19 protein-coding genes are annotated in these 23,538 nt (G+C 56.6%); 8 read left to right on the forward strand and 11 right to left on the reverse strand.

The window, feature by feature from the left end; all coding sequences use genetic code 11:
* Positions 1-2: 2 nt before the first annotated feature.
* From J7413_RS09870 to J7413_RS09880, 4 genes are read left to right on the forward strand one after another with little or no spacing between them, the layout of a single operon-like run.
* Positions 3-1,298 (forward strand): c-type cytochrome, encoded by a 1,296-nt coding sequence (locus J7413_RS09870; protein ID WP_209097909.1) that lies wholly within the window; start codon positions 3-5, stop codon positions 1,296-1,298.
* A 4-nt stretch (positions 1,299-1,302) separates the two neighbouring features.
* Complete coding sequence (locus tag J7413_RS20670; protein ID WP_271309872.1) at positions 1,303-1,428, forward strand: hypothetical protein; 126 nt, start codon at positions 1,303-1,305, stop codon at positions 1,426-1,428.
* Positions 1,429-1,432: 4 nt separating this feature from the next.
* Positions 1,433-2,815, forward strand: coding sequence for a sigma-54 dependent transcriptional regulator (locus J7413_RS09875; RefSeq protein WP_209097910.1), 1,383 nt, complete (start codon positions 1,433-1,435; stop codon positions 2,813-2,815).
* Positions 2,808-4,844: a HAMP domain-containing sensor histidine kinase gene (locus J7413_RS09880; RefSeq protein WP_247743436.1), complete on the forward strand. Its 2,037-nt coding sequence runs from the start codon at positions 2,808-2,810 to the stop codon at positions 4,842-4,844. The genes J7413_RS09875 and J7413_RS09880 overlap by 8 nt, the downstream gene beginning before the upstream one ends.
* 6 nt (positions 4,845-4,850) lie before the next feature.
* Here the strand turns inward: J7413_RS09880 and J7413_RS09885 are convergent, their stop codons facing one another.
* Positions 4,851-6,521 carry a sulfatase-like hydrolase/transferase gene (locus J7413_RS09885; RefSeq protein WP_209097911.1) on the reverse strand — a complete coding sequence of 557 codons (1,671 nt, stop codon included), beginning with the start codon at positions 6,519-6,521 and terminating at the stop codon, positions 4,851-4,853.
* Positions 6,522-6,711: 190 nt separating this feature from the next.
* Between J7413_RS09885 and J7413_RS09890 the strand changes: the two genes are divergently transcribed.
* Together J7413_RS09890 and J7413_RS09895 are read left to right on the forward strand one after the other, a co-directional pair.
* Positions 6,712-8,421, forward strand: a complete 1,710-nt coding sequence (locus tag J7413_RS09890) for a cyclic peptide export ABC transporter (protein ID WP_209097912.1) — start codon at positions 6,712-6,714, stop codon at positions 8,419-8,421.
* A 5-nt stretch (positions 8,422-8,426) separates the two neighbouring features.
* Positions 8,427-9,188, forward strand: a complete 762-nt coding sequence (locus J7413_RS09895) for a hypothetical protein (RefSeq protein WP_209097913.1) — start codon at positions 8,427-8,429, stop codon at positions 9,186-9,188.
* Here the strand turns inward: J7413_RS09895 and J7413_RS09900 are convergent.
* The 10 genes from J7413_RS09900 to J7413_RS09945 all read right to left on the reverse strand — a co-directional run bounded on the left by J7413_RS09900 (position 9,185) and on the right by J7413_RS09945 (position 19,548).
* Complete coding sequence (locus tag J7413_RS09900) at positions 9,185-9,802, reverse strand: CDP-alcohol phosphatidyltransferase family protein (RefSeq protein WP_209097914.1); 618 nt, start codon at positions 9,800-9,802, stop codon at positions 9,185-9,187. The two genes, J7413_RS09895 and J7413_RS09900, sit on opposite strands and share 4 nt — an antisense overlap.
* Positions 9,803-9,812: 10 nt before the next feature.
* Positions 9,813-11,333 carry an FGGY family carbohydrate kinase gene (locus J7413_RS09905; RefSeq protein ID WP_209097915.1) on the reverse strand — a complete coding sequence of 507 codons (1,521 nt, stop codon included), beginning with the start codon at positions 11,331-11,333 and terminating at the stop codon, positions 9,813-9,815.
* 106 nt (positions 11,334-11,439) lie between these two features.
* On the reverse strand, positions 11,440-12,564 hold the full coding sequence (locus tag J7413_RS09910) for a glycosyltransferase family 4 protein (protein ID WP_209097916.1): 1,125 nt from the start codon (positions 12,562-12,564) through the stop codon (positions 11,440-11,442).
* Entirely contained in the window at positions 12,561-13,709 is a 1,149-nt protein-coding gene (locus J7413_RS09915) for an LptF/LptG family permease (protein ID WP_209097917.1), read from the reverse strand. The genes J7413_RS09910 and J7413_RS09915 overlap by 4 nt, the downstream gene beginning before the upstream one ends.
* A complete protein-coding gene (locus J7413_RS09920) occupies positions 13,706-14,833 on the reverse strand; it encodes an LptF/LptG family permease (protein ID WP_209097918.1) in 1,128 nt (375 codons plus the stop codon). Before J7413_RS09920 ends, J7413_RS09915 begins: the two co-directional genes overlap by 4 nt.
* Positions 14,834-14,873: 40 nt before the next feature.
* A complete protein-coding gene (locus J7413_RS09925; protein ID WP_209097919.1) occupies positions 14,874-15,749 on the reverse strand; it encodes a phosphatidate cytidylyltransferase in 876 nt (291 codons plus the stop codon).
* A complete protein-coding gene (locus J7413_RS09930) occupies positions 15,746-16,543 on the reverse strand; it encodes an SDR family oxidoreductase (RefSeq protein ID WP_209097920.1) in 798 nt (265 codons plus the stop codon). Before J7413_RS09930 ends, J7413_RS09925 begins: the two co-directional genes overlap by 4 nt.
* Positions 16,543-17,652 (reverse strand): inositol-3-phosphate synthase, encoded by a 1,110-nt coding sequence (locus J7413_RS09935; RefSeq protein WP_209097921.1) that lies wholly within the window; start codon positions 17,650-17,652, stop codon positions 16,543-16,545. Before J7413_RS09935 ends, J7413_RS09930 begins: the two co-directional genes overlap by 1 nt.
* On the reverse strand, positions 17,649-18,317 hold the full coding sequence (locus J7413_RS09940) for a DUF4833 domain-containing protein (protein WP_209097922.1): 669 nt from the start codon (positions 18,315-18,317) through the stop codon (positions 17,649-17,651). The genes J7413_RS09935 and J7413_RS09940 overlap by 4 nt, the downstream gene beginning before the upstream one ends.
* A gap of 4 nt (positions 18,318-18,321) precedes the next feature.
* Entirely contained in the window at positions 18,322-19,548 is a 1,227-nt protein-coding gene (locus J7413_RS09945; protein WP_209097923.1) for an aminotransferase class I/II-fold pyridoxal phosphate-dependent enzyme, read from the reverse strand.
* Positions 19,549-19,861: 313 nt separating this feature from the next.
* Here J7413_RS09945 and J7413_RS09950 point away from each other — a divergent pair, with 313 nt between their 5' ends.
* Both J7413_RS09950 and J7413_RS09955 read left to right on the forward strand, forming a co-directional pair.
* The gene (locus tag J7413_RS09950; RefSeq protein WP_209097924.1) at positions 19,862-21,640 is read left to right on the forward strand and encodes an ABC transporter ATP-binding protein; all 1,779 of its coding nucleotides are present in this window, start codon (positions 19,862-19,864) and stop codon (positions 21,638-21,640) included.
* Positions 21,633-23,537 (forward strand): ABC transporter substrate-binding protein, encoded by a 1,905-nt coding sequence (locus J7413_RS09955; protein WP_209097925.1) that lies wholly within the window; start codon positions 21,633-21,635, stop codon positions 23,535-23,537. The genes J7413_RS09950 and J7413_RS09955 overlap by 8 nt, the downstream gene beginning before the upstream one ends.
* Position 23,538 lies beyond the last annotated feature (1 nt).

Below are 23,538 nucleotides of genomic sequence, written 5' to 3' on the forward strand. Positions count from 1 at the left end.
ATATGCGGGGCGTTGCGCTGTGTCTTGGGATGCTTTGTTGGGCGGTGAGCGCGGTGGCTGGGGAGTTCTTTCAGCTCACCGGACACGGTGGTCCGATCAAGGGGATCGCGGTTTCTCCGGATGGGGGTGCGATCCTGACCGCGAGCTTTGACAACTCTGTCGGTTTGTGGCGGGATCAGGCGCCGCAATGGCTTGAGGGGCATGAGGCTGCAGTCAATTCGGTTGCTTTTCTCACCAACACCGCAGCGGTTTCCGCTGGAGACGACTTTGCTGTTCGGCTTTGGAACTTAGAGACAGGACAGTCTCAGATATTGGGCCATCACAAAGGCAAGGTCATGTCGTTGCGTGTTGCCCCGGATGGCAAGGCGTTTGCGAGTGCGAGTTGGGATGGAACCGTTGGCCTCTGGTCGCTGCAAGGCGCAGCGCCGCGTTTTCTTGAAATTGGGAGCAACGTCAATGATGTGGCCTTCGCAGAAGGAGGCACTGCGCTTTTCACAGCGTCTTCTGATGGCAAGATACGTCTCTATGACACCCAAAGCGGTGACCTGCGCCAGTTGTTTCTCTCCAATGGTTTTGGCGTGAACACTTTGGTTTTGAGGGAAGAGCTGGGCTGGCTTGCTTTTGGGGCCGTGGATGGTGTGACCAAAGTGATTTCCTTGAAGAGCGCGGAGCTGATCAAAGACATTACATTGGAACGCCGTCCAATCCTTGCGATGGCAGCGAGCCCCATGGGCGATCATCTCGCGGTTGGAGATGGGGAGGGCTATATTTTGATGCTGAATACCGCAGATTGGACCATTGCCAATGACATCAAGGCGACGCACCGTGGCCCGATTTGGGCGCTTGCCTTCTCGGCTGATGGGGAGAACATTCACGCGGGGGGGCTGGATGAGGCGATGTTCAGTTGGCCGCTTTCGGATCCTGAAGATGCGCCTCGTATGGTCGCCGAAGGGCGAGACTTCTTGAATGGAAATGACAGCGGCTCAAATGGCGAGCGCCAGTTTCAGCGCAAATGTTCCATATGCCATACGTTAACAGGTGACAGCGCCAGACGCGCGGGCCCAACACTCAAAGATGTTTTTGGGCGACAAGCGGGGACAGTTTCTGACTATAGCTATTCAGAGACTTTGCTGACGTCTGATGTGGTTTGGACAGACCAAACCATTGATGCGCTTTTTGATTTGGGGCCGGACGTGTATATTGCGGGAACCAAAATGCCGGTTCAACGCATCACCCGCGCCGAAGACCGCGCAGATTTGATCGCTTATCTGCGCCTATACAGTGATATTGAGGACTGAGGATATGAAAGTGTTTTTCTTGGCTTGTGCCGCAGTGGCAGCCATTTCCGTGGCGGCCTATTTTGGTCTGCATGCCATCGGTTTTTCTGCCAGCGATGTTGCCAGTGGAACAGCGGTAAGGTTGGATTGATCCGATGAACCAAATAGACCGCGCACCAGCCCCTTCAAAACGGCCATCAGAATTCGGCATTGGCCTGTCGACTGCGTCCGTTTTGGTGGTGGATGATGAGCCGGGAATCCGAAACTTCATTGTGAAGATTTTGGATCCGGTTGTGGGGCGCATTGAGCAGGCTGCAAACACAGATGTGGCGAGCCGCCTGTTGGATCAAAACCACTTTGACATTGTCATTCTGGACAATGTGATGCCGGGTACAACCGGACTTGAGTGGTTGAGCGAGCAACGCAAGCTTGGTTTTTTCGCCGACACCATTCTGATCACGGCTTTTGCAGACATGGACACCGCGATCGAAGCGATGCGAGCTGGTGCCGTTGACTTTGTGTTGAAGCCGTTCCGGTCCAATCAGATTTTGAATGCGGTGGCGCGTTGCGTTGATCGGGTGAACTTGCGCCGTGAGAACTATCTCTTGAAGTATGAGCTCGCCGCAGGAAATGAGCAGGTGCGCGCGCGCCTTTTGGGCAGTTCATCCCAAATCGAAAGCATTCGGACCACAATGGCACGTGCCGCTCCATTGCCGACGCCGGTGTTGCTGACTGGGGATACTGGCACCGGCAAAGAGGTTGCTGCGCGTGCGCTGCACATGATGTCGTCGAGAGCTGATAAACCGTTTGTGCCCATCAACTGTGCCACGATTGCGGGCGATATGATCGAACATGAGTTGTTTGGCTATATCCGACAGGATGCGGCGGGGCGGACAGTGCGCCATGATGGGGTGTTTATGAATGCCAATGGTGGCACGCTTTACTTGGATGAAATTGTAGAGCTGCCACTGCCGGTTCAAGCGGCATTGTTGCGGGTGGTGGAGCATCAGAAAATTCGCCCTGTGGGATCATCCCGTGAAGTCCCTCTGGATTTGCGGTTTTTGTTTGCCACCAATGCCGATCCAGAAGACGCGGTCAAAGATGGCCGGTTGCGGGAAGATTTGTATCATCGCATCAATGTTTTAAACATTCAGATGCCGCCGCTGCAAAACAGAGATGGCGACCTGAAAGAACTCGCTTTGATGTTCTTGCAGCAAATCTCAAAATCCCTCGGCGTGCCGCCGCTCACCTTGTCGGAGGGCGTGTTGCTGAACATGGCGCGCTATGACTGGCCCGGAAACGTACGTGAGTTGCGCAATCTGATTGAACGTTCCCTGATTGTGGGAGAGTGGCCCGCTGAATTTGCCGCCAATGGCGCAGAAGAAGAGGTGGCAGCGGTGGACAGCCTTGCAGCAGTGGAGCGTCGCCACATTTTAACAGTGCTTGCAGCGTGCGACGGAAATCGGGCAGAGGCTGCGCGGCGATTGGGGATTTCTCGCAAAACCATCGATCGCAAATGCGCGATGTGGAATGACTGATACCCAGCTCAAGAACGCGGGCCTTTCTAAAGAGCGCATGTTTCGCTGGCTTCCGCGTCGTCGATCAGCATCGGTGCGCATGCGCCTATTGGCGATTGCCCTGTTACCGACGGTGGTGATCATGCCACTGTTTTTCATAGTCACGGCGGTCAATTGGTCCTCCAGATTCGACAACTTGCTGATCGCAAAAGTGAATGGCGAGCTGACCATCGCAGATCAGTATCTGTCTCAGCTTCTTGAAAACAGCGATTTGCGGATGCAGGCACTCGCAGCTTCCGCGGATTTTGTATCGCATGTGCGTGCTGATGATCATGACGGTATCGCGCGTCTTTTGCAGATACAGCGCACCCGCCTTGGATTGGACTTTCTTTATTATCTTGCGTCAGACGGCGGCGTGATTTCTTCGCCAAGATTTTCTGACGACAGGGGAATGGCGCAATGGCCGGTTGTCTCTCAGGCATTGGCGGGCATTGGATCAGCCCAGATAGACGTTTTTTCAGCTGCTGATCTGGCGAAGATTTCATCCGATCTTGCCGAGCTTGCGCGCATCAAATTGGTACCAACCGAAGCGGCTGTGCCGACTGAGCGGGTCGAAGAGACGCGCGGTATGGTCGTGCACGCAGCAACGCCTGTGTCTGAAGGTGGGCGTCATGGCGCTTTGGTGGGAGGGGTGCTGCTTAATCGAAATCTGACATTCATCGATACAATCAATGACTTGGTCTATCCTGTTGCAAGCCTGACCGAAGGCAGCCAGGGCACGGCGACCCTGTTTTTGGACGATGTGCGTATTTCCACCAACGTGCGTCTTTTTCAAGATGAGCGGGCCTTGGGCACGCGGGTTTCAGCGGTTGTGCGTGCGGCTGTGCTTGATCGCGGCGAGACATGGCTGGATCGCGCCTTTGTGGTGAATGATTGGTACATCTCTGCCTATGAGCCAATCACGGACAGTTTCGGCAATCGTGTTGGCATGCTGTATGTAGGCTTTCTCGATCAACCGTTTCGGGATGCGAAGTTTTCAACCATTCTAACATTCGCGGTAGCATTCGCGGTTATCGTTCTGATTTCTGTGCCCATCTTCCTGCGGTGGGCGCGCCAGATCTTCGCGCCTTTGGAGAGGATGCTTCGGACCATCACAAGGGTTGAGGGGGGCGATCTGGGCGCGCGCACGGGTGTAGAAAACAGCGATGAGGAAATTGCGCGCGTTGCGGCGCAGATGGATGCGCTGCTTGACCAAATTCAGGAGAGAGACCGAGAGCTTAATCGTCGGGTGGCCTCACGCACGCAGGACTTGGCGGAGGCGAACCGCCGACTGGAAGCCACAACGCGGCAGTTGGTGGTTTCTGAAAAGCTCGCAGCGGTTGGTGAGATTGCGGCGGGTATCGCGCATGAAATCAACAATCCGATCCAAGTGATTCAGGGTAATTTGGATGTCATTCGGGTGCAGCTTGGTGATCAGATTGAGGATATTCGTACAGAGCTGAAGCTGATAGATGAACAAACACATTCCATTTTTCTGATTGTGAACAAGCTTTTGCAATTCACACGGCCCGATGAATATGCCCAAGGCAGCGAGATGCATCGCCCGTCAGACGTTATGATGGATACGGTGCCCTTGGTGCAACATTTGTTGAGCAGCGGAAACATTGATCTGCAGTTGGAGCTTCAGAGTGAAGGTGCGATTGCGATCAATCGTACAGAGTTGCAGCAAGTGCTGATCAATCTGATCGTCAACGCCATTCATGCCATGCCGAGCGGAGGGATCCTGCGTGTCGAAACATCAGACAGCGCGCACGAGGGGCATGCAGGGGTGCGCATTGAGGTGGCGGATACTGGAATCGGAATGACGGAGGCCCATCTTAGCCGGATTTTTGATCCATTTTTCACCACCAAACAGGGAGAGGGGACTGGCTTGGGATTGTCGATCTCACGCAAGCTGGTTGAGCTGTATGATGGTACGATTGAGGCAGAGAGTGCAGCGGGGAAAGGCACGGTCTTTCGACTTTGGTTTCCCTCCGCAACTGCCGGCTAAGGAGGGCTATCTCTCGAGGTAATCCTTGTAGGGTTTTGCTTTAAGGCCGCGGTACTTGACCGTCAGTTCAAGTGGGGCATCGTTTTCATCATAAATCCCGATCATGACTCCTTTGCCGCCTGATTTTGTGCGCATCTCGTTGAGTTGCTCCTCGGAACGGGTCGTGCGTTGTGATTGACGACGTGTCCAGGTGAAGAGGTGATCATACATCATGGCAATGACATCTGCGTGCTGATCGCTTTGGCCAAGATCGGTGAGTTCGTCTGGATCATTTGCCAAATCAAACAGGATTGGAGGGTATCCACCTTCGCAATGTATCAACTTCCACTCTTTGGTAGCTACCATGAAAATCACTGCGTCTCGTACGGATGTGTTTAGTTTGGTGGCGATGGGACTTGCGGAATAGTCATACTCGCAGATTGCAAACGCGCGTGCTGTTTCGGCTTTCTTGCCATGCAGAATGGGCAGCAGGCTTTCGCCTTCGAGGATGTGGTAGGCAGGTGTTTCTCCCGTCACATCCACAAAAGTTGGTGCAAGATCAATGGATTCTACCAAAGCGTCACAGACTGTGCCGCGCGTTATGTCTGCCTCTGGACTGGGGTCGTAGATGATCAGCGGAACTTTGGTGGCTGCGTCCTGAAAAAAGGTTTTCTCGCCCATCCAGTGGTCGCCGAGAAAATCACCGTGGTCGGAGGTGAGTACAATCATTGTATCGTCCATTCGTCCGGTTTCTTCCAACCACTGAAAGAGGCGCCCCATCTGGTCGTCGGCTTGCTTGATCAGGCCCATATAGGCGGGAATCACAGCCTCCCGGACTTCTTGGCGTGAAAAGGTTTCGCCAATCTTGGTTTCCATGAAAGCTTTCAGGACGGGATGTGCGTTGTCACGTTCATCTTCGGAACGCACAACGGGCAATACGTGCTCTGGACCATACATTGAGGCGTAGGGTTCGGGCACGATGTAGGGCCAATGCGGTTTGATGTAGCTCAGGTGGCAGCACCATGGGTCCGTTGCCTGTGCGATGAAGTCCATGCCACGGGTGGTGAGATAAGGGGTTTCACTGTCTTCTTCAGCGATGTTGGCAGCCTGGTTGGAGTGTTTGAGGAACCAGCCGGACAGCACGTTACCCTCTGAATCCAAGCCAGAGTTTGCGAAATCGTGCCAAGGGTTATCGCTGACGTATCCCTTGTCCTGTAGATAGGCATTGTAGGCTTTGGCGCCGTCCGGATCATAGCTGCCTTCAGGCCCTTCCGGCTTCATGCCATCGTCGCGCTCAAACACATCAAAGCCGCATTCTGCGACACGTGCGCCGATCAGGCTGTCGGGTTCCAACCCCAGTCGCGCCATTCCCTCGGCATCTGCACGCATGTGGGTTTTTCCAACCAACCAGCATGCCATGCCTGCTTTTCGCAGGTGATCACCCATTGTGATTTCACCCACTTTCAAGGGGATACCGTTCCAACTGGCGCCGTGGCTGTGAACGTAGCGGCCGGTGTAAGTCGACATGCGGGAGCTGCCGCAGATGGGAGACTGGATATAGGCGCGACTGAAACGTACCCCCATAGAGGCCAAGCGGTCGATGTGCGGTGTGTGCAGATGGGGGTGGCCGTAGCAGCTCAGATAGTCCCAGCGGAGTTGGTCAAACATGATGAATAGGATGTTTTTGGCTTTGGCCACGGTTCTGCTCCCAAGTATTCTTGAGCGCTATCTTGGTTGACTGCGAGAGTGGGTCAACTGCCTAAAGGGCAAGAATTGACCCCAAAATGCCACTCTGCATCGCGGCTGTATCGCATCGGTATTGCGTCGGTATCGTTTTCTAGGTCAAAAGCGGTCAAGGAAACCGGACTGACCGGTGCAAGTGAGCCCATTGACCACCGCTACCAAGACCAATCGCGCGGCCCAAACAAAGCAACCAGAGAGCGCTTTCGCACGCCGCGTTGAGGTTGTGCGTTTTCTGCTGGATGCGGGCGCGGGTATGCGCGACCCTATTGTGTTTCTCACGCTCGTCTCCGGGCTCAGCCGTGCAGGTATGATATTTGCCATCAATGAGACGGCGCAGCGCTATGATGAAGGGATGGGATGGCCCGTCGCTCTGCTCCTGCTTTGCGCCACAGCGATGGTGGTGTCCGGCTACTTTCAAAAGGTGCGCGCCTTTACTTTGATCACGCGTATCGAAGCGCAGATGCGCAATCGGTTGTCTGAGCTGCTGCTTCGGGCAAACATCGATTTCCTGATCTCCCGGCGGCATGGCAAAGTGTATGGCGCGATGACCGCTGAGGTGAACCAACTGGCGCAGGCGGTGATCCATTTGGTCGAGGCCATTGGTGCTGCGCTCGTGCTGATGTGCGCTATTCCTTATCTGTTCTATGTGAGCTGGATCGCAGGTGTGGCGGCAGTGGCTGCCATCGCATTTGGCGGCATCGGCTTTGCCATGATGGATGGCCCTGCGCGACGCTGGGCGACCAAAGCCTCTGACGCTTTTGCGGCCTATTGTGACCGTGTCACAGACATGTTGAGCGGTTGGAAAGAGTTGCGTCTGCGCGCAAGTCGGCGTGATGCGCTTGAGGCTGAAACAAAGGCAGTGATTGCCGCACAAGTGGCCAACAAGATGCGGTCTGAGCGGTTGTTTGCAGCAAGCACGGGCGGTGGGCAGTTGGCGGTTGCGCTGCTGATGTGTTTTGTCGTGATTGTGTTGCCCGCTTTGAGTGGTGGCAATGCAATTGTGATGTTTCAGGTGCTGACCATCATCTTCCTTGTAAATGGGCCTACCGAGCTGGTGTTTAACACACTGCCGGTTTTGAGCCGTGCGGAAGCAAGCTATTTCAAAATCAAGGGCGTTGAGACAGAGCTGGCGGCCGCACAGAGCCATGCGCTGAGCGTTGCGTCACAGCCGTTGGAACGCTTTACAGGCATCGCTTTGCGAGGGGTCGAGGCGCGTGTGGGTGATACAGGGCGCGCAGATGTCGCGCCGTTTCACCTTGGGCCAGTCGATCTGGCTTTTCAGCCGGGCGAGACGGTTTTTATCTGCGGTGGGAATGGCTCTGGCAAGACCACATTGCTCTCTCTGATCACAGGTATGCGCCACCCCGAAGTGGGCGAGATCCTTTTGAATGACATGCCATTGACGGATGAGACGACCGCCACGTATCGCGAGTTGTTTTCGGCGGTTTTTGCGCAGTTTCATTTGTTTGATCACGCTTATGGGATGCCAGAGGCTGAGCTAAGAGAGCTGGAGGCGCGCATTTCCCAGCTTGGGCTGGCAGAACGGGTCTCGCTGCTTGGCGATAAATTCTCCACCACATCGCTGTCTGCGGGACAAAGCCGCCGCCTTGCTCTGGCAGTGGCGCTGGCGGAGCAGAGGCCGATTATTGTGCTTGACGAGTTTGCGGCGGACCAGGACCCGGCAAATCGCGCGTTCTTTTATGATGTTCTGATGCCGGAATTGTCTGCTTCTGGCCGACTGGTTCTGGCGGTGACACATGATGATCACCAATTTGGGAAATGTGATCGCTTGATCAAAATGGAAGCGGGGCGCATCGTTTCAGACGAACGCATGCGTGCGCGCAAAGAGGCTTGAGGCATATGAAGAATACGCAATGGACACCGTCTCGCGGTACGGGTTTGGCGATGTTGATTTCGTTGATTTGTACGGGGTTTGTGACCCTTGTGGTGAATGCGCAAATCTATCCTGCACGCTGGCAGTTCGCGGCGTTCTATCCTGATAAAACGTCAGAAAGACCCTACACCATCAGTGAGTCGATCGGTGATCCACGCATTGGCGAGCCCTTTGCCGACTGGATGCTTTTGTGTGCGCCGATCTTGTTTGTCGGAGTTGTGTTGCTGTGTCTGCCGGCGTTGCGCGCTTTGCAAACAAGTGGAGCCGACGCCAAAGCGGTGCGCCGGATTACTTTGCTGACTTGGGGGCTGTTGTTGCTGCAGGCGATGGCTTGTGTCGGATTGGTAATCCTGAGCCAATATCGCTTTCCACATTTTCGCGATGAGCATATGCTTGGCAGCTATTTGTTTTTCTTCAGCCAAGCACTTGTTGTGGTGGCGGGTGAATTCCTGTCACGCAGCTATGCGCGGCTTGGTGCAGAGGGGCGTGTTCTGACACCCCGTTATGCGCTTTGGCGTCGGGCTTATGTTTGGGTGCCGATTGCGCTGGGGGTGAGCTATCTGGTGTTCTTCCTTGGCAAAGGGCATGCGCCGGAAGGCCTGCGCTATGAGGTGTATTTCGTCTACACAGGCCTTGAGCTGCTGCTGCTGTCTTCGTTTTTGTTCTACGTCATGACCTTTGCGCCGGACATGTGGCGCACGTGGCGGGTGAGCCGCGCTGCGCGTTAATTCTCCGAAGACGTATCGGCGTCTTTGGCGCGCAGCATTTGAGTGGCACGTTGAGCGCGCTGCAGGGCGGTGAAATGCGACAGAAGCGCAAAGCCGCCCAAACCCCATGTGACAACCCAGCTGCCGAGAGCGCCTGCGAGCAGGAGCATGGCGCAGAGGTAAATTACCCGCTCCATGCGCTCAAAAAAGTCGGGCCAATCTGTGTTGGACACAGGCATTTCGATGGCGGTGCGCGCCTTTGCGTAAGATGTGATGACAGAGCCTGAGAAACAGGCAAGCGCCAGCGGCCAAGCATCGTGCATATGGGCTAGCGTGGCAAGCACCACCAGCTCTTGGTAGCGGTCGACCATGGCATCAAAATAGCCGCCTGCTTTGGTGGACATGCCGCGCCGCCGCGCCACTGCGCCATCCAATGCGTCAAAGACGAAGGCGAGGATCAGCGTCAGGCCATAAGCCACGGGCGACCCATGCCAGAGGTAGGCAAGCGACACCGCAATCACGAGCAAAAGGCCGATAAACGTCACCTGATTTGGGGTCAGCTTGGCTTTCACCAGAGGGGTGGCCATGGCCTCCCACAGAGGGTCAATTGTCGATTTCATGAGCCCGTCGATCATGGTGTGTCCTTTAAGTGTAGCTGCGGATCAGGCGGCGGCGGATTTTATTGAGTTTGTCAGCGCGAGCGGCCAGTGCATCGGCGCGATCTTTGTTCGGCGAATAGAAGGCAGAGCTCCGCAATTTCAGAGTGGCAGCAGCATCTGTGACAGACGGTGCCCAGCCCATCAGCGGTGCCGCCAGTGTTGCGGTGCCCAGCATCCCAGCATGGCGGGCGCTGCAAACGCGAATGTCCCGATTAAGAGCGTCTGCCAGAGTCTGTGCAAAGATTGGATTGGCAGCTGCACCGCCGACGATGGACAGGGCCCCGGAAGTCTGAACACCCTTTTCGCGCTCCACTTTGGACATGGCCCATCGCAGGTTCAATGCGACGCCTTCAACAGCGGCGCGGCGCATGGCGGCGCTGTCATGGTGCAGGCTGAGGCCATGGAACGTGCCGCGGAGGCTGTCATTGTCCACGGGGACACGCTCACCTGCGAGCCACGGCAGGAAGAATGGATCATCCGCCTGAGGTGTGCCAAGGTCGTCAAATCCGGTCTCGACAGCGCCACCGCCGGTGACGTTGCAAACCCAATCGAGGGCGGAGCCTGCGTTTTCCTGACTGGCGATCAGGAGCGGGCGAAAGTTCAGACCTGTGGTGACGGTGGCATAGGAATGGGGGACGCTCAGGCGGCGGTTGGGGAAGAACCCTGCGATCCATGCAGACGTGGCAATAGAGATGTGCAGCGCGCCATCTGCCACTTCACCAGACCCCAATGCAGAAGCCATCACGTCGGATGTGCCGCCCAGCACTTGCACCTCTGGTGGCAGACCCAGCTCTGCGGCGGCTTGCGGGGTGAGGGTGCCGACAACGGCGTCAGCCTGTGTGATCGGGGCGAGTTTGCTGCGGTCAATACCGGTGAGCGTGCACAGCGTATCGGACCAGCCTTCACGGCCTTGTCGCGTGTCCATCACCCAGCTTAGGTTGGCGCTTTCCGGGCTGGTGGTGATCTCGCCAGTGGCGCGGTGAATGAGCCAGTCTTTCACATCCATCATCCAGCGGGTGCGGGCGTAGATCTCTGGCTCTTGCTGCATGATCCAGAGCATTTTGGCGGTTGGATCCATGCCGTTTTTTGCCGGAGCGCCATTGGCGATGCGTAACCATTTGGCCAGACGCGGAATGTTGTAGCCGAGCACCTCAGGGAAGCCGCCGATCAGCTTTTGCCCCAAGGGTGCTGCGCGTTTGTCGAGCCATGTCAGGCAGGGGCGCAAGGGAGTGCCCGCCTCGTCACAGCAAATCAGCCCGAGGAGTTGTGAGGAAAATACCAGTGCGGAGGCGCGTTTGGAGAGGTCGGGGACGTCACGGCGGAGTGCCGCCAGTGCGTGTGCCAGAGCGCCCCACCAGTCTTCAGGGGTCTGTTCGGCCACACCGCCGGGCGCCAAAGAGAGCGGATAGGTCTCGGTCACACGTGCCAAAATGGTGAGGGAGCTGTCGACAACACCAACCTTTACGCCGGAGGTGCCAAAATCCGCTGAAATGACCAGATCGCCCATGGGTGTTTTCAAATGCCTCAGAGTCTTTGTTTTTGGTAATACCGCAGGCCATAGGGGCCTGTTTGGGTCTCTCATGCCATGAGGCGCTTGGCAAGGTCGTGGTGGTTCAATGGTGCTTGAGCAGGGCCTCTTCAAAAAGTGTGAGGTACTCTTGCCCAACCGTCGCCACGTCAAAGCTGCGGGCATGGGTGTTTGCCCAATTGCTCAAGTCCGTACGGTGCGCGGTATCGGTTGCCAGCTGGTGTATCTTCTCAGCAAGTGCTTGCGCGTCACCGGGCGGGACAAGCAGATCTGCGCCTCTGCCTGTCATGACCGTGCGAAACCCATCATTGTTTGCCGCCACCGGAAGTGCGCCAGCGGCCATGGCTTCGATCAGGACAAGTCCGAAGCTTTCACCATGCAAAGCAGGGGCCGCGAAAATATCGGAGCTGGCGATTAAGGCGCGTGCATCCGCGTTGTTGGGCGGAGGCTGGAATTGAATGTTGGTCAGTGCATGCTGCTTGGCGTAGGCGCGGAGTGTGTCCTCTTCCTCGCCGCTTCCCGCGATGATGAGCTCGGCATCGGGCAGTTTGTTTTGCAGACTGCGCCATGCCTCCAGCAAAACGGCTACCCCTTTGCGCGCCTCAAGGCGACCCATGTAAGTGATGCGGAAGCTGTCAGAAGAAGGTGTTGCCTCTGCCGCTGCGCGCCAGGAAGAAAGGTCGATTGCCGGCGGCAGGATCAGCGGCAGCGGGCGCGCATTCTCAGCTTTCCACTGTTCGTAAGGCGCGTCAGATGGGACAACGACGCGACTGATGCGCCGATTAAAGTAATGCCCAACGCGGCGCAGTGCCCAGGACATGGGGTCAAAGCTCTCGCTTTCCGGTAAGGTTGCGTGGAAGGTGGCGATCGCAGGCAGCTTCAAGGCGCGCCACATTTGCCACGGCAGGAGCGGGGTCCATGGGGTGTGCATATGTACGACGTCTGCGCCCCAGTTTTTCAAAGCAACCACCGCCTTAGCGCGCTGGGCACGGGAGGCGCGGCTGACCTCAAAGGCGGTGCCGTGGATCGCGAAGGGCCGCGCGGTGCCAACTGTCATGAGGCTCTCTTCGCGATGATCTGGATTGCCGGGCGGTGCGACGATGCGGACGTCATGACCCTGATCGCGCAGCCATGCCGAGAGGTCGCGCACGTGGGATTGCACGCCGCCGGGGCGGTCCATCGCATAGGGGGTGAGCTGAACGATTTTCATGGTGTGACCTTTGGCAGGTGTTTGCGAGGCAGACGCGGCAGATACCCCGAAAGCCGCAGCTGTAGAAGGCAAGCGAGACCAAATGCAAACACTGCGGGAAGCGTGGCGGCCAACAGAGGTGGCAGGACACCATGGATTCCAAGTGCCCAGAACACTTTGACGGAGACCACGGCGAGATAGCCAATGGCCGCGAGAGCCAGTAGCAAGAAGGGAGACAGGCGGCGGCCTACTGTGCCCTGGCTTGCCAGACTCACGCCGAGGAGGGCGAAGATGGCCGGCAGGAAAATCGCCACTTTGCGCACAGCAAGCGCGGTTGCCGCGTCCGAAGAAGCGGCATCATCTGGCGCTGTAGCAATGGCGCGGAGCGCGTGGTTCGGGAGGTAGTAGGCATCCACGCCGAACCAGCGCACGGTTTCGGGATCTAAGTTGAATGGCATATCGAGGCGCGGCTCTGCGCTTGGGGCGCTGGCGTTTGCAACGTCCCAGACTGTGACGTCTTCGAAGGTCCAGACACCCTCATCAAAGCTGGGATGCGCGGCGCGTGCATGTAGCACGTTTGTGAGTTTCGGCTCCGTCAGCCCGTCAAACAGCATCACATCATTCAGCTTTGGGTTTTCGCCTCTCGTGAGTGTTGCGCGTAGGGCGCGGGTGTCATCGATCACCCATTGCGTGCCCATGTCCGTTTCGTTGTACCGCTTGCCGTAGTCACCAAGATTGGCCGCGACTTGCCCTGCCACAGCTTCCGGGCGCAGCCAGTTTTCGCCCGCCATTTGTAAGCCGCCCAGTAGGAGCCCCGATATCAATAAGGCGGCGATACGGAAGCTGGGGCCAGCGCCAGCGGCGGCGAGGATCACATCGTCCTGCCTCTGGTGACGCAGCAGCGTAACGACAAACCCTCCGGCAAGGCAGGCCATGGTGAGCAGACGCGTGACAATGTCCACGCTGCGATACCCAATGTAGGGCAGTAGAACGGAGATCAGCGAAGCATCGGTGGCCTGTGCCTGCGCTTGAACGGAGCCCAGCCATTTGGCGAGATCGATGGCAAGCGCCACAACAAGCAGGGTGAACATCATAAACCCAATGGCGGCGAGATCTCCGCGCACCATGGCACGTACCGCAAGGCCTGTGTGTCGCTGCGCAATCATCGGCGCACCTCTGGCTTCATCAGCGCCTCTCCGCGCCAGATCAGATAGGCGAGCGGCGGGCCAAGGTAGAGCCCTGCAGCTGCAGCGCAGATCAGAGCTGTGGGCAGGCTTGACGCGAGTCCGGAGAGGATCGCCCCACTGGCAACATCGCTGCTCATCATGATGAGCACGGCCAGTGGCAACGCCACAAAGCGTAACGGGCCGCCACCGCCTGCGACGAGTGCTGCCAATGCCAAAAGACCAGCCATAGGCACCATTAGGGCGCGAGACAGAAGCCGGGTGATTTGCCCAGTTTCGACCTCAGAAAGGCTGAGGAGCTTTTCTGCGGCACCGCGCGTGGTGTCGGTTTGAGGCAGGGCGTCGGACATGGAAAAGGCAAAGTTGGCAGATTTTGTGGCAAAGCTGTTCAGTGGTCTGATCGCGGTGGCTGTAGTCGGATAAGGACCTTCAAGGACATTGAGCGCTTGCAGTTCGATCGTATGCGTGTCGGACGGGGCTGTGTTGGTGACGTACCAGTTTTCAGAGTTTGCGGTGCGCCATCCCCCTTTGATGTCGGGCTGAAACACAAAGAGGTGTCCACGTTGGTCTGTGAGCGCTTCTGAGGGTGTTGCGATGAAGGTGGTGTCGCCGAGGGTTTGAAGGGTGGTCTCGCGCCCGCCTTCCTGAATGCGGGTGAGAACGTAGTCCTTTTGCAGAGCGATAAGCGCAAGGCGTTCTCCAAACTTGGCGCTGGGCAAAATCAGGCCAGCATTGGCAAAGCTGAGCGCACCACCAATGAGGCCGAAGGTCAGGACAAAGCTGACGACCCGGCCCCAATGCACGCCTGCTGTGGCGAGGATCATCAGCTCGCCACGATTGCGGGCGTCCTGCGTGGCAAAATATGTGGCGATCAGGAGGCTCATTGCGAGGGCAAGATCCAGAATTTCCGGCACTTTGAAGCTCAAAAGATGTGCCACATCCAGAGGGCCACCGCCCAAGCGCAGAGCATGTTCGAGCAGTGTGGTGAAACTCTCGGCGAGGAAAATCGCCTCAATCACCAGCAACAGCAGCAGCAACCGCAAGAAAAGCGGTTTGCCCAGCACGCGCAACACAGGCAGGCGCAGGAAGGTTCCCAATCGGCTCATACGAGGAGTTTTGACATCTGAGGAGCCGTAGGCAAGGCGTTCACCACAATTGGGTGAGGAAATGGACAACCACGAGCCCGGCGCTGGCCGCGATCCAGCTGTCGAGACTGTCTAAGAGACCACCCTGCCGTGCGAGAACGCGAGGGTAATCTTTCACCCCAGCGATGCGTTTGTGGCGGGAGGCTGCGAGATCGCCCGCCACCGCAAGCGCGCCTACATAGAATGCCGTCGCTGTCGCAATGAGGGGTGAAAAATCCCAGACTGAGGATGCTGTTACCAGCGCGATGACAAGGGCGAGGGCGCCGCCTGCGAGGCCTTCGTAGGTTTTGTTCGGGCTGAGGACCGGGAAGGCCTTGTTTCGCCCGAGCAAGCTGCCGGTGAGCAGCGCGAAACTGTCAAAGATTTCAACCATTACGTAGGCCGCAAGCATAATAGCGGTCAGCGCTGGATGCGCCGCGCCATATGCGAGCAGACCCAATGGCAGGATTGGAAAGAGCAGTACGTCAGTGGCCGCGCCTTTCGCGGGTCGTGCCATCAATTGACGCGCAATAAGAAGAAACCAAAGACCTGCACAGGCAATGGCCACTGGGGCAAAGAGTGCACTGAGCACTGTCAGACCAGCGGCAGAGATCGCGGCCAGGATCACATGGGTTTGTTCTGACAAGCGTAAGGTTGCGACTTCGTAACCAATGCGGGCAGCGGCGAGTGCGAGACCTGCAATCAGGGCTTTTGGCCCCAAAAGAAAAAGCGCCAGATGGCAGAATAGGATCAGTGTGGCGCTGAATAACGTGGCCAACAAATCGAGGCTTTTGCGACGAATATTGGGGATCAGCGTCAGCAGCAGGAGGAGCAAAAAACCGGTCCCGATCAGGACCGCAGCAACCATAGAAATGTCTTGTACGGTGGGCGTGGTCATTGCGTGTTGTGTTGCGAAATAATGCGTTTTTGGTGCCAGCGCAGAAGCGGTGCCAGCAGACTGCCAAGCCGGTTGAGCGCTGCCATCTGAAAGCCAGGCGCCACTGTGGGGCGACCTGCCCACATGCCCGCGATAAGGCGTGCGGCAATATCCTCGGGCTGCCAAAGGCCACCGCCCTCGGTGATTTTTTGTGTGGCGGCGGGTTTGGTGCGCTTTTCTTCCAGCAATTGGGGGGTGTCTGTGTCGGGGGGATATATCACCGTAGTGGTGATGTTGGCGTCCGCCAGTTCCAGGTGCAGGATTTCACCGAGCCCTCGCAAAGCGAATTTCGAGGGTGCATAGGACCCGTAGCCATAGATGCCAAAAAACGCAGCACCTGAAGAAATCAGGCCAATATGGCCTCCGCCTGCCTGAGCCATGGGTTTGCTGAGTATCTGGACAAAGGTGAGGGTGCCAAAATAGTTCACCTCCATATGGCGCCGGTGCAGATCCGGGCTTTGCGCACGAAACAGGCCCGGTTGGGCAATGCCGGCGCTGGCTATGGCCATTTCTGGTGCGCCGAGTTTGGAAAGCGCGTTTTCAAGAGCTTCAGTCAGTGCAGGTTCATTGGCCACATCGACCGCATACGTCTCGATTTTGACCGCTGGTGCTTCTTGTAAGATTGCCTCGCGCGCGGCCAGCAGACGGCTGGCATCACGCGCGAAAAGAGCCAGATCATGCCCCTTTATCGCAAGTTGCATCGCAGCGGCAAACCCAATGCCGCTGGAGCCGCCTGTGACAAAGGCGGCGCGCATCAGCTGCCCTCGTTGACAAACTTCAGCACAACATCATGTGCGTCGGTGTCTTCGATCTGCTCTGGGGGATGCTTAAACAGGAAGGCGCTTGCCTCGGTGATGGGGCCAGCAAGGCCGCGATCCCGCGCGATACGTGCCAGACGGATCGCCACCAGCGCTTCAGCCGCTGCATTTGGGCTGTCTTCGACATCAAGGCGCACCTCGATGTTGGTGCGTGCGCCACCAAAGAGGCGGCCTTCAAGGCGGACGTAAGCAACCTTGCGGTCGTTCAGCCATGGCACGTAATCTGATGGGCCGATGCGGATGTCATTTTCATGCAGGCGCTCTTCCATCGCGGATTGCACCGCTTCGGTTTTGCTTTCCCGCTTGTTGGCCAGGCGGGCGTTTTCGCTCATGTTGAGGAAGTCTGTGTTGCCGCCCACGTTGAGCTGGTAGGTGCGGTCGATCTCAACGCCGCGCATTTCGGCGAGATTGGCCAGCGTGCGGTGCAGGACGGTTGCGCCCATCTGTGCTTTGAAATCGTCGCCCAGAATTGGGATGCCTGCTGTGCGGAATTTGTCGGCCCATACAGGGTGGGACGCGATGAAAACAGGGATGCCATTTACCACGGCCACACCTGCTTCGAGCGCGCATTCGACGTAGAATTCAACCGCCTTTTGCGAGCCAACCGGCAGGAAGATGATCATGATCTCTGCTTCAAGCTCTTTCAGCTTGGACACGATCTCGTCTTTGCTCATCGCTTCCTCAGCAGACAGGCGGAAGCTGCGGTCTTCTGGGTTGGCAAGCATATGAGCGGCCACACCATCCAGATCAGGGCCGCGCAGCACTGGCGCGGTCTGGTCTGCGAGATCCGTGTGGAACTGTTCGGTGCAGTTTGGAGCGGCAAAGGCGGCTTCGGCAAGAGTTTTGCCAACTTTGCGGCTGTCCACATCAAAACCTGCGACGAGTTCGACATCTGCAGGCGTATAGCCTGCCAGATCTGGGAAGCTTACGCCCACGGCGTCGTCTCCCAGAGCGCGGCAATAGGAAACACCTTGAATCAGCGAGCTGGCGCAGTTGCCAACACCAACAATCACGGTGCGGATCGGAGAGGAAGTTGCTTGTGTCATTCTTTGAAAGCTCCACCGGAAACGGCAATAGTATGGGTCACATAACGCCCTGTTTGGGGGTCGGTTGAATAAAGATGCAGCTGCGTGACTTTCGGCAAAAGTCCGCTTTCGTCGACGTCGAGGTATCCGTAGATCAACTGATATTCGCGTCCGTCCTGTTCGGTAAACAGCGCAGCTTTAAACGGGGCAAGCTGGCGCAGTTCGATCTTGTGCGATTTCAGTGCGTTAAACGCCAGATATTTGGACGTCGGAGTGTCGTGCGCATGTGTACGCACACCAAATCCAAAGATGCGCTCGTACCAACGCAGTTGCATTGTTTGCCCTGCGTCAGCGTAGCGTCGCCAGAACACGGACACGGGTGCGCGCTGTGCCAGATTCCCGTCATCATCGTAAGTTGCCGTGTAGACGATTGTGTTGGCATTCATACTGCGCTGCAAAAAAAACAGCTGCCCCGGTTCGGCAGGGTGCGGGAAATCTGGATGCGCCAAAGGTAAGTCTTCGCTCACCTCAGAAGAAACAAGCGCTAGTTGCGGTTTGGCGTCTGCGTCCGTTGCTGTAAGTCCGAAGTTAAAGGCGAGAACCAAACACCAGAAAACCACAAACAGAGACCTGCTGCGATTACTCAGGGAATTGCCCTGAAAGCCCTTTTGAGCAGTCAGGAGCATTGGCTTATTCCGCGCTCATACGCTGCCGAAGGGCCGCAGCCGCTTCAGATGCCTTGGCGACTGCGTCAATCACCCGGTCCAGATCAGCTTCGCTGTGGGCCGCAGAAATAAAGAAGCGGATACGCGGCATGTCTTTGGGCACACCCACATGCACGACTGGCGGTGCATATATGCCTTGCTGCATGAGCGCCTCTGCAACAAAAACACATTCTTCTGGTGTTTCAAACAGGATGGGGACAACCGCTTCGCCAATGGCGGTGCCGGTGTCCAATCCCATTTCTGCAGCTTTGGTCAGGAAGTGGCGCGAATTGGCGCGCAGCTTGGCAACGCGGCTGGGTTCCTTTTTTAGGATATCCAACGCGGTGTGTGCGCTTGCAACTGTAGCGGGCGGCAATCCAACGGAATACACAAAGCCAGGCAAACAAAAGCGCAACCATTCGATAACATCGGCGTTAGCGGCGATGAACCCGCCGGAAGACGCAAAACTTTTTGACAGTGTCCCGATGGCAATTTCTACTCGGTTTGGATCTTCGCCGAAGTGTTCGCAAAGACCGCGGCCTGTTTCGCCAAGCACGCCGTAGGAATGCGCTTCGTCCAGCAGAAGCCATGCGTCGTAGGAGTCTTTCAAATCCAGCAATCGCGGCAGATCTGTGATGTCACCATCCATGGAGAACAGACCGTCAGTGCAGATCAGCACGCGGCCATGCTCTGCGCGATGTTCGCGTAAAACACGCTCCAGATCGTCTAGGTCATTGTGCGCGTAGGTTTCGTATCGTGCTTTTGCTCCGCGCGCGCCCATCACAATCGAGTTGTGGGCGAGTTCATCAACGATGACCAGATCGCGCGGCCCCAACAGCAGGCCAATCACCGATACATTGGTGAGGTAGCCGGAAATGATCGAAAGCACCCCGCCGACGCCCAAAAACTCAGCCATGTCCCGCTCGAGGGCTCGGTGGGCAAGCCGTTCACCGCCTACCAGTCTCGAGGCTCCCACGCCCGTGCCTTGTGCATCGATTGCAGCTTTTGCGGCAGCCGTGGTTTCAGGATGATGCATCAGGCCGAGATAATCGTAGTGAGACAGCGATAGGTAGCCATTTGGCCATTGGTCAGACTTTGCTTCCAGCCCGTCGGTTGCAACAAAGTATGGATGCCCGTTTTCGATCAGTGCGCGGCCGCTTAGGCGAAAACGGCGTTCTGCAAAGGACAGGAAGCTAGAGTCTTCAGTTTTCATACAAGTCTCCGCAGCCTGTGCTGCGTTGTCATTTATTCGATTTTTTCAGCGATCCAAGGGCGCGCTGTGTGCGATGCATCATTTGCGGAATTGCAATATGACTGCTTCGTGGCATTCGGTCCAGCACAATGCAAGCTCCTATTTCTTTCAGGGTGTGGCTTTTGCGCCTGTGTGGCTTGGTGAACGTCTTTTGTGCAGAACCTGCGCCATTCATGTCCCTAGGAGCTTGCTCCAACCAAAATAATCATGTTCAGTTGACACAAACGCACCGCCGCAAGGTGGATCCAAAAAAGCGTGGTTGGGGACTTCTGCTGTGACAGCACTATTGACTGTGAAAAATCTGGTTATTGGCTTTGAAAAGGCCAAGCCGGTGGTGGATGATGTCAGCTTTTCGGTGGCTCCCGGGAAAACGCTTGCGCTGGTTGGGGAGAGTGGATCTGGCAAGACGCTGAGTTGTCGAGCTGCGTTGCGGATATTGCCGCCCGCTGCGCAACTTCGCGGGGGCCAGATCGAGTTTTTCGGGCGCGATAGTGCGACGCCGATCGATATAACCTCGCTGAGCGAACGGAAGATGCGCAGCATTCGCGGCAATCGCATTTCGATGATTTTTCAGGAGCCGATGCGCTCTCTGTCGCCGTTGCACCGCATAGGCAATCAGGTCTCAGAAGCCTTGAAGTTGCACCATAATTTCGACGCAGCGCAGCGTAAGAAATTGGTTTTGGAGCAATTTGACCGTGTTGGGTTTCCCAATCCAGAACGCGTGTATGACTCTTATCCGTTTGAACTTTCCGGGGGGATGCGTCAGCGCGCTATGATTGCGATGGCGATGGTGGGGCGTCCCGATCTGTTGATTGCAGATGAGCCCACAACCGCACTGGATGTGACAACGCAGGCGCAGGTTTTGGGGTTGATCAAAGATCTGCAAGCCGAAACCGGCATGGGCGTGATTTTGGTGACGCATGATCTGGGTGTTGTAGCAAATATGGCGGACGACGTGGTTGTGATGAACCGTGGCCGCGTGATGGAATCTGGGCCAGCGCCGTTGATTTTGCGCGACCCACATCATCCCTACACCAAAGACTTGATGGCAGCTGCGCCTGAAATTCCTGCCACTCCAGCGGATCGGCCAAAAGAGGATGAACGTGACTACATCCTTGAGATGCGGGATGTGAACAAGACTTACGAGCTTAAGGCGTCTTCTCCGTGGGGTGCAAAATCTGTCGTGAATGCGGTGCGCGGTGTGGACTTTGGCGTCGAGCGCGGCAAAACGCTGGCCGTTGTAGGGGAGTCTGGGTCTGGCAAAACCACCTGTGCGCGTATGGCGCTTGGTGCGGAGCGTGCTGATTCTGGAGCGTCCATCCTATTTCGCGCTGAGCCGGGCGCTGAGCCCGTCAATTTGCAGGACCTGAATCGCGCGGAACGGCTGGCTTTTCAGCGTCAGGCGCAGATGGTGTTTCAAGACCCCTACAGCACGCTCAATCCTCGCATGAGGGTGAAAGACGCATTGTGCGAACCGCTTGAAATTCATGGCATCGGTAGCGCGTCTGAGCGTATTGACCGTGCCGTTGAAATTCTGCGATGGGTCGGGCTGAATGAAAACATGCTGACCCGCTATCCACACGCGTTTTCGGGCGGGCAGCGACAGAGGCTTTCGATTGCGCGGGCCTTGATGCTTGATCCGACATTCCTCGTTTGTGATGAGCCCACCTCAGCGTTGGATGTATCCGTTCAAGAGCAGGTTCTGGGTCTGCTGGAAGACATTCGAGATCGGCTCAATCTCAGTTATTTGTTCATCAGTCATGACCTCGCGGTTGTTGCGCGGATTGCGGATGAGGTCGCTGTGATGCGCGCTGGCTTGGTGGTCGAACAAGGGCCACCAGAGCAGTTGTTTTATAATCCGCAGCATCCCTATACGAAGGCGTTGATTGCAGCTCAGCCTGAGCCCGATATTGCACGCCCCATCAACCTCAAGATCGTGGCACAGGGGGCGGGGGCGCCTTCCAGTTGGCCTGATGCCTTCAGATTTGACGGTGTAAATGCACCGCCATTGAGAGAGACTGAGCCCGGACACAAGGTGCGTTACCATGCTTAAAAGACCTCTGACAGCTCTCGTTTTTGCGGCCTGTTCCGCGTTTGGAGTGGGCCAAGCGCATGCTCTGGAGGTTCAGGAAAGCATGTTCTGGCAATCCGATGTTGCCTCTGGGACGTTGCCGCCCGTTGCAGAGCGGATTCCAGAGGTGCCGGAAATTGTCGATATGTCGCTGCGAAGCCGCGAATTTGGCGAACAGGGTGGGACACTGCGCACCATGGTCACGCGCTCCAAAGATGTGCGCCAGATGGTGGTGTATGGCTATGCGCGGCTCGTGGGCTACAATGAGCGCTACGAACTTGTGCCGGATCTCCTTGCGGGAATAGACAACGAGAGCGACAAAAAATTTACAATGCGTCTGCGCCCCGGGCACAAGTGGTCAGATGGGCATCCGTTTACGTCAGAAGACTTCCGATACTGGTGGGAAGATGTTGCCAACAACGAATTGTTGTCTCCTTCAGGACCTGTCGACTTTCTGCGTGTTGAGGGCGAACTGCCTAAAGTGACGTTCCCGGATGCGCACACTGTCATCTATGAGTGGTCCAAACCCAATCCGCAGTTTTTACAGATGCTCGCTGAGGCGCGGCCACCTTTCATTTACCGGCCTGCGCATTTCATGAAGCCATTTCATGCCAAATACACGAATGAAGATGAGCTAAGTGAACGTCTGTATGAGGCGCGGGTGCGCAGTTGGGCAGCCCTGCACAATCGCCAAGACAACATGTATAAATTCGACAACCCTGATCTGCCAACGTTGCAGCCGTGGATTTTGGCGACAAAAGATGGGAAGAGCCGCTTTCTGTTTGTGCGCAACCCCTATTACCATCGGGTCGACAGCAACGGTGTGCAGCTGCCCTATGTTGATGTTGTCGAGATGCAGGTGGTCGCGCCGGGGCTCGTTGCCGCTAAGGCAAACGCTGGTGAAGTGGATCTGCAAGCGCGTGGCTTGGATTTCAAAGACACAGCGATCTTGAAAAAGGGCGAGGCGCAGGGCGGATATACTACCAAGCTGTGGGGCAATGGCACGGCTAGCCAGATCGCGATTTATCCAAACCTCAACTACAATGATGAGGGATGGCGTGAAACATTGCGCGACGTGCGGTTCCGCCGTGCGTTGTCTTTGGCCATCAATCGCAAAATCATCAATCGCGGCCTTTATTTCGGTTTGGCCAAACAAGGCGGCATGACGGTGCTGCCGGTTAGCCCGTTCTTTAAGGAAAAAAACCGCGATGCATGGGCCATCCGGGATGTGGATCAGGCCAACGCGCTCTTGGATGAAATGGGCCTCGATAAGCGTGACAAAAACGGCTACCGCACCTTGCCAGACGGGCGGCCTGTTTGGGTTGTGATTGAAACGGCAGGTGAACGCCAAGAGGTGGAAAATGCCCTGCAGATCATCACCGATAACTGGGCCGAAATTGGCGTGAAACTTATCATGCGCCCCCTTGAGCGCGACATTCTGCGCAACCGTGTCTACGCTGGGGAGACCATGGCCTCGACCTGGTTTGGGTGGGACAATGGATTGCCGCAAACCTATACCTCTCCCGGCTATCTTGCACCGTGGGATCAGGCGTTTCAGGCTTGGCCGAAGTGGGGGCAGTATCACCAGACTCATGGAGAGGTGGGGGAGCCACCCGATTTGCCGGCGGCCATTGAGCTAAATGATTTGGCGCATCAGTGGACCAAAGCCTACACCAGCGTGGATCGCGCCGTGATCTGGCAACGGATGGTGGATATCCATGCCGAGAATGTCTTTGGCATTGGTCTTTTGAATGGTGCACCCCAACCCGTCGTGGTGTCCAATCGCTTGCGCAATGTGCCCGACAAGGCCATCTGGGCCTGGTCCCCAGGCGCGCATTTCGGGGTGCATCGCCCTGATGAATTCTTTTTTGTGGAATAGG

The organism is Shimia sp. R10_1 (assembly GCF_017744095.1).
Classification (GTDB): Bacteria; Pseudomonadota; Alphaproteobacteria; order Rhodobacterales; family Rhodobacteraceae; genus Shimia.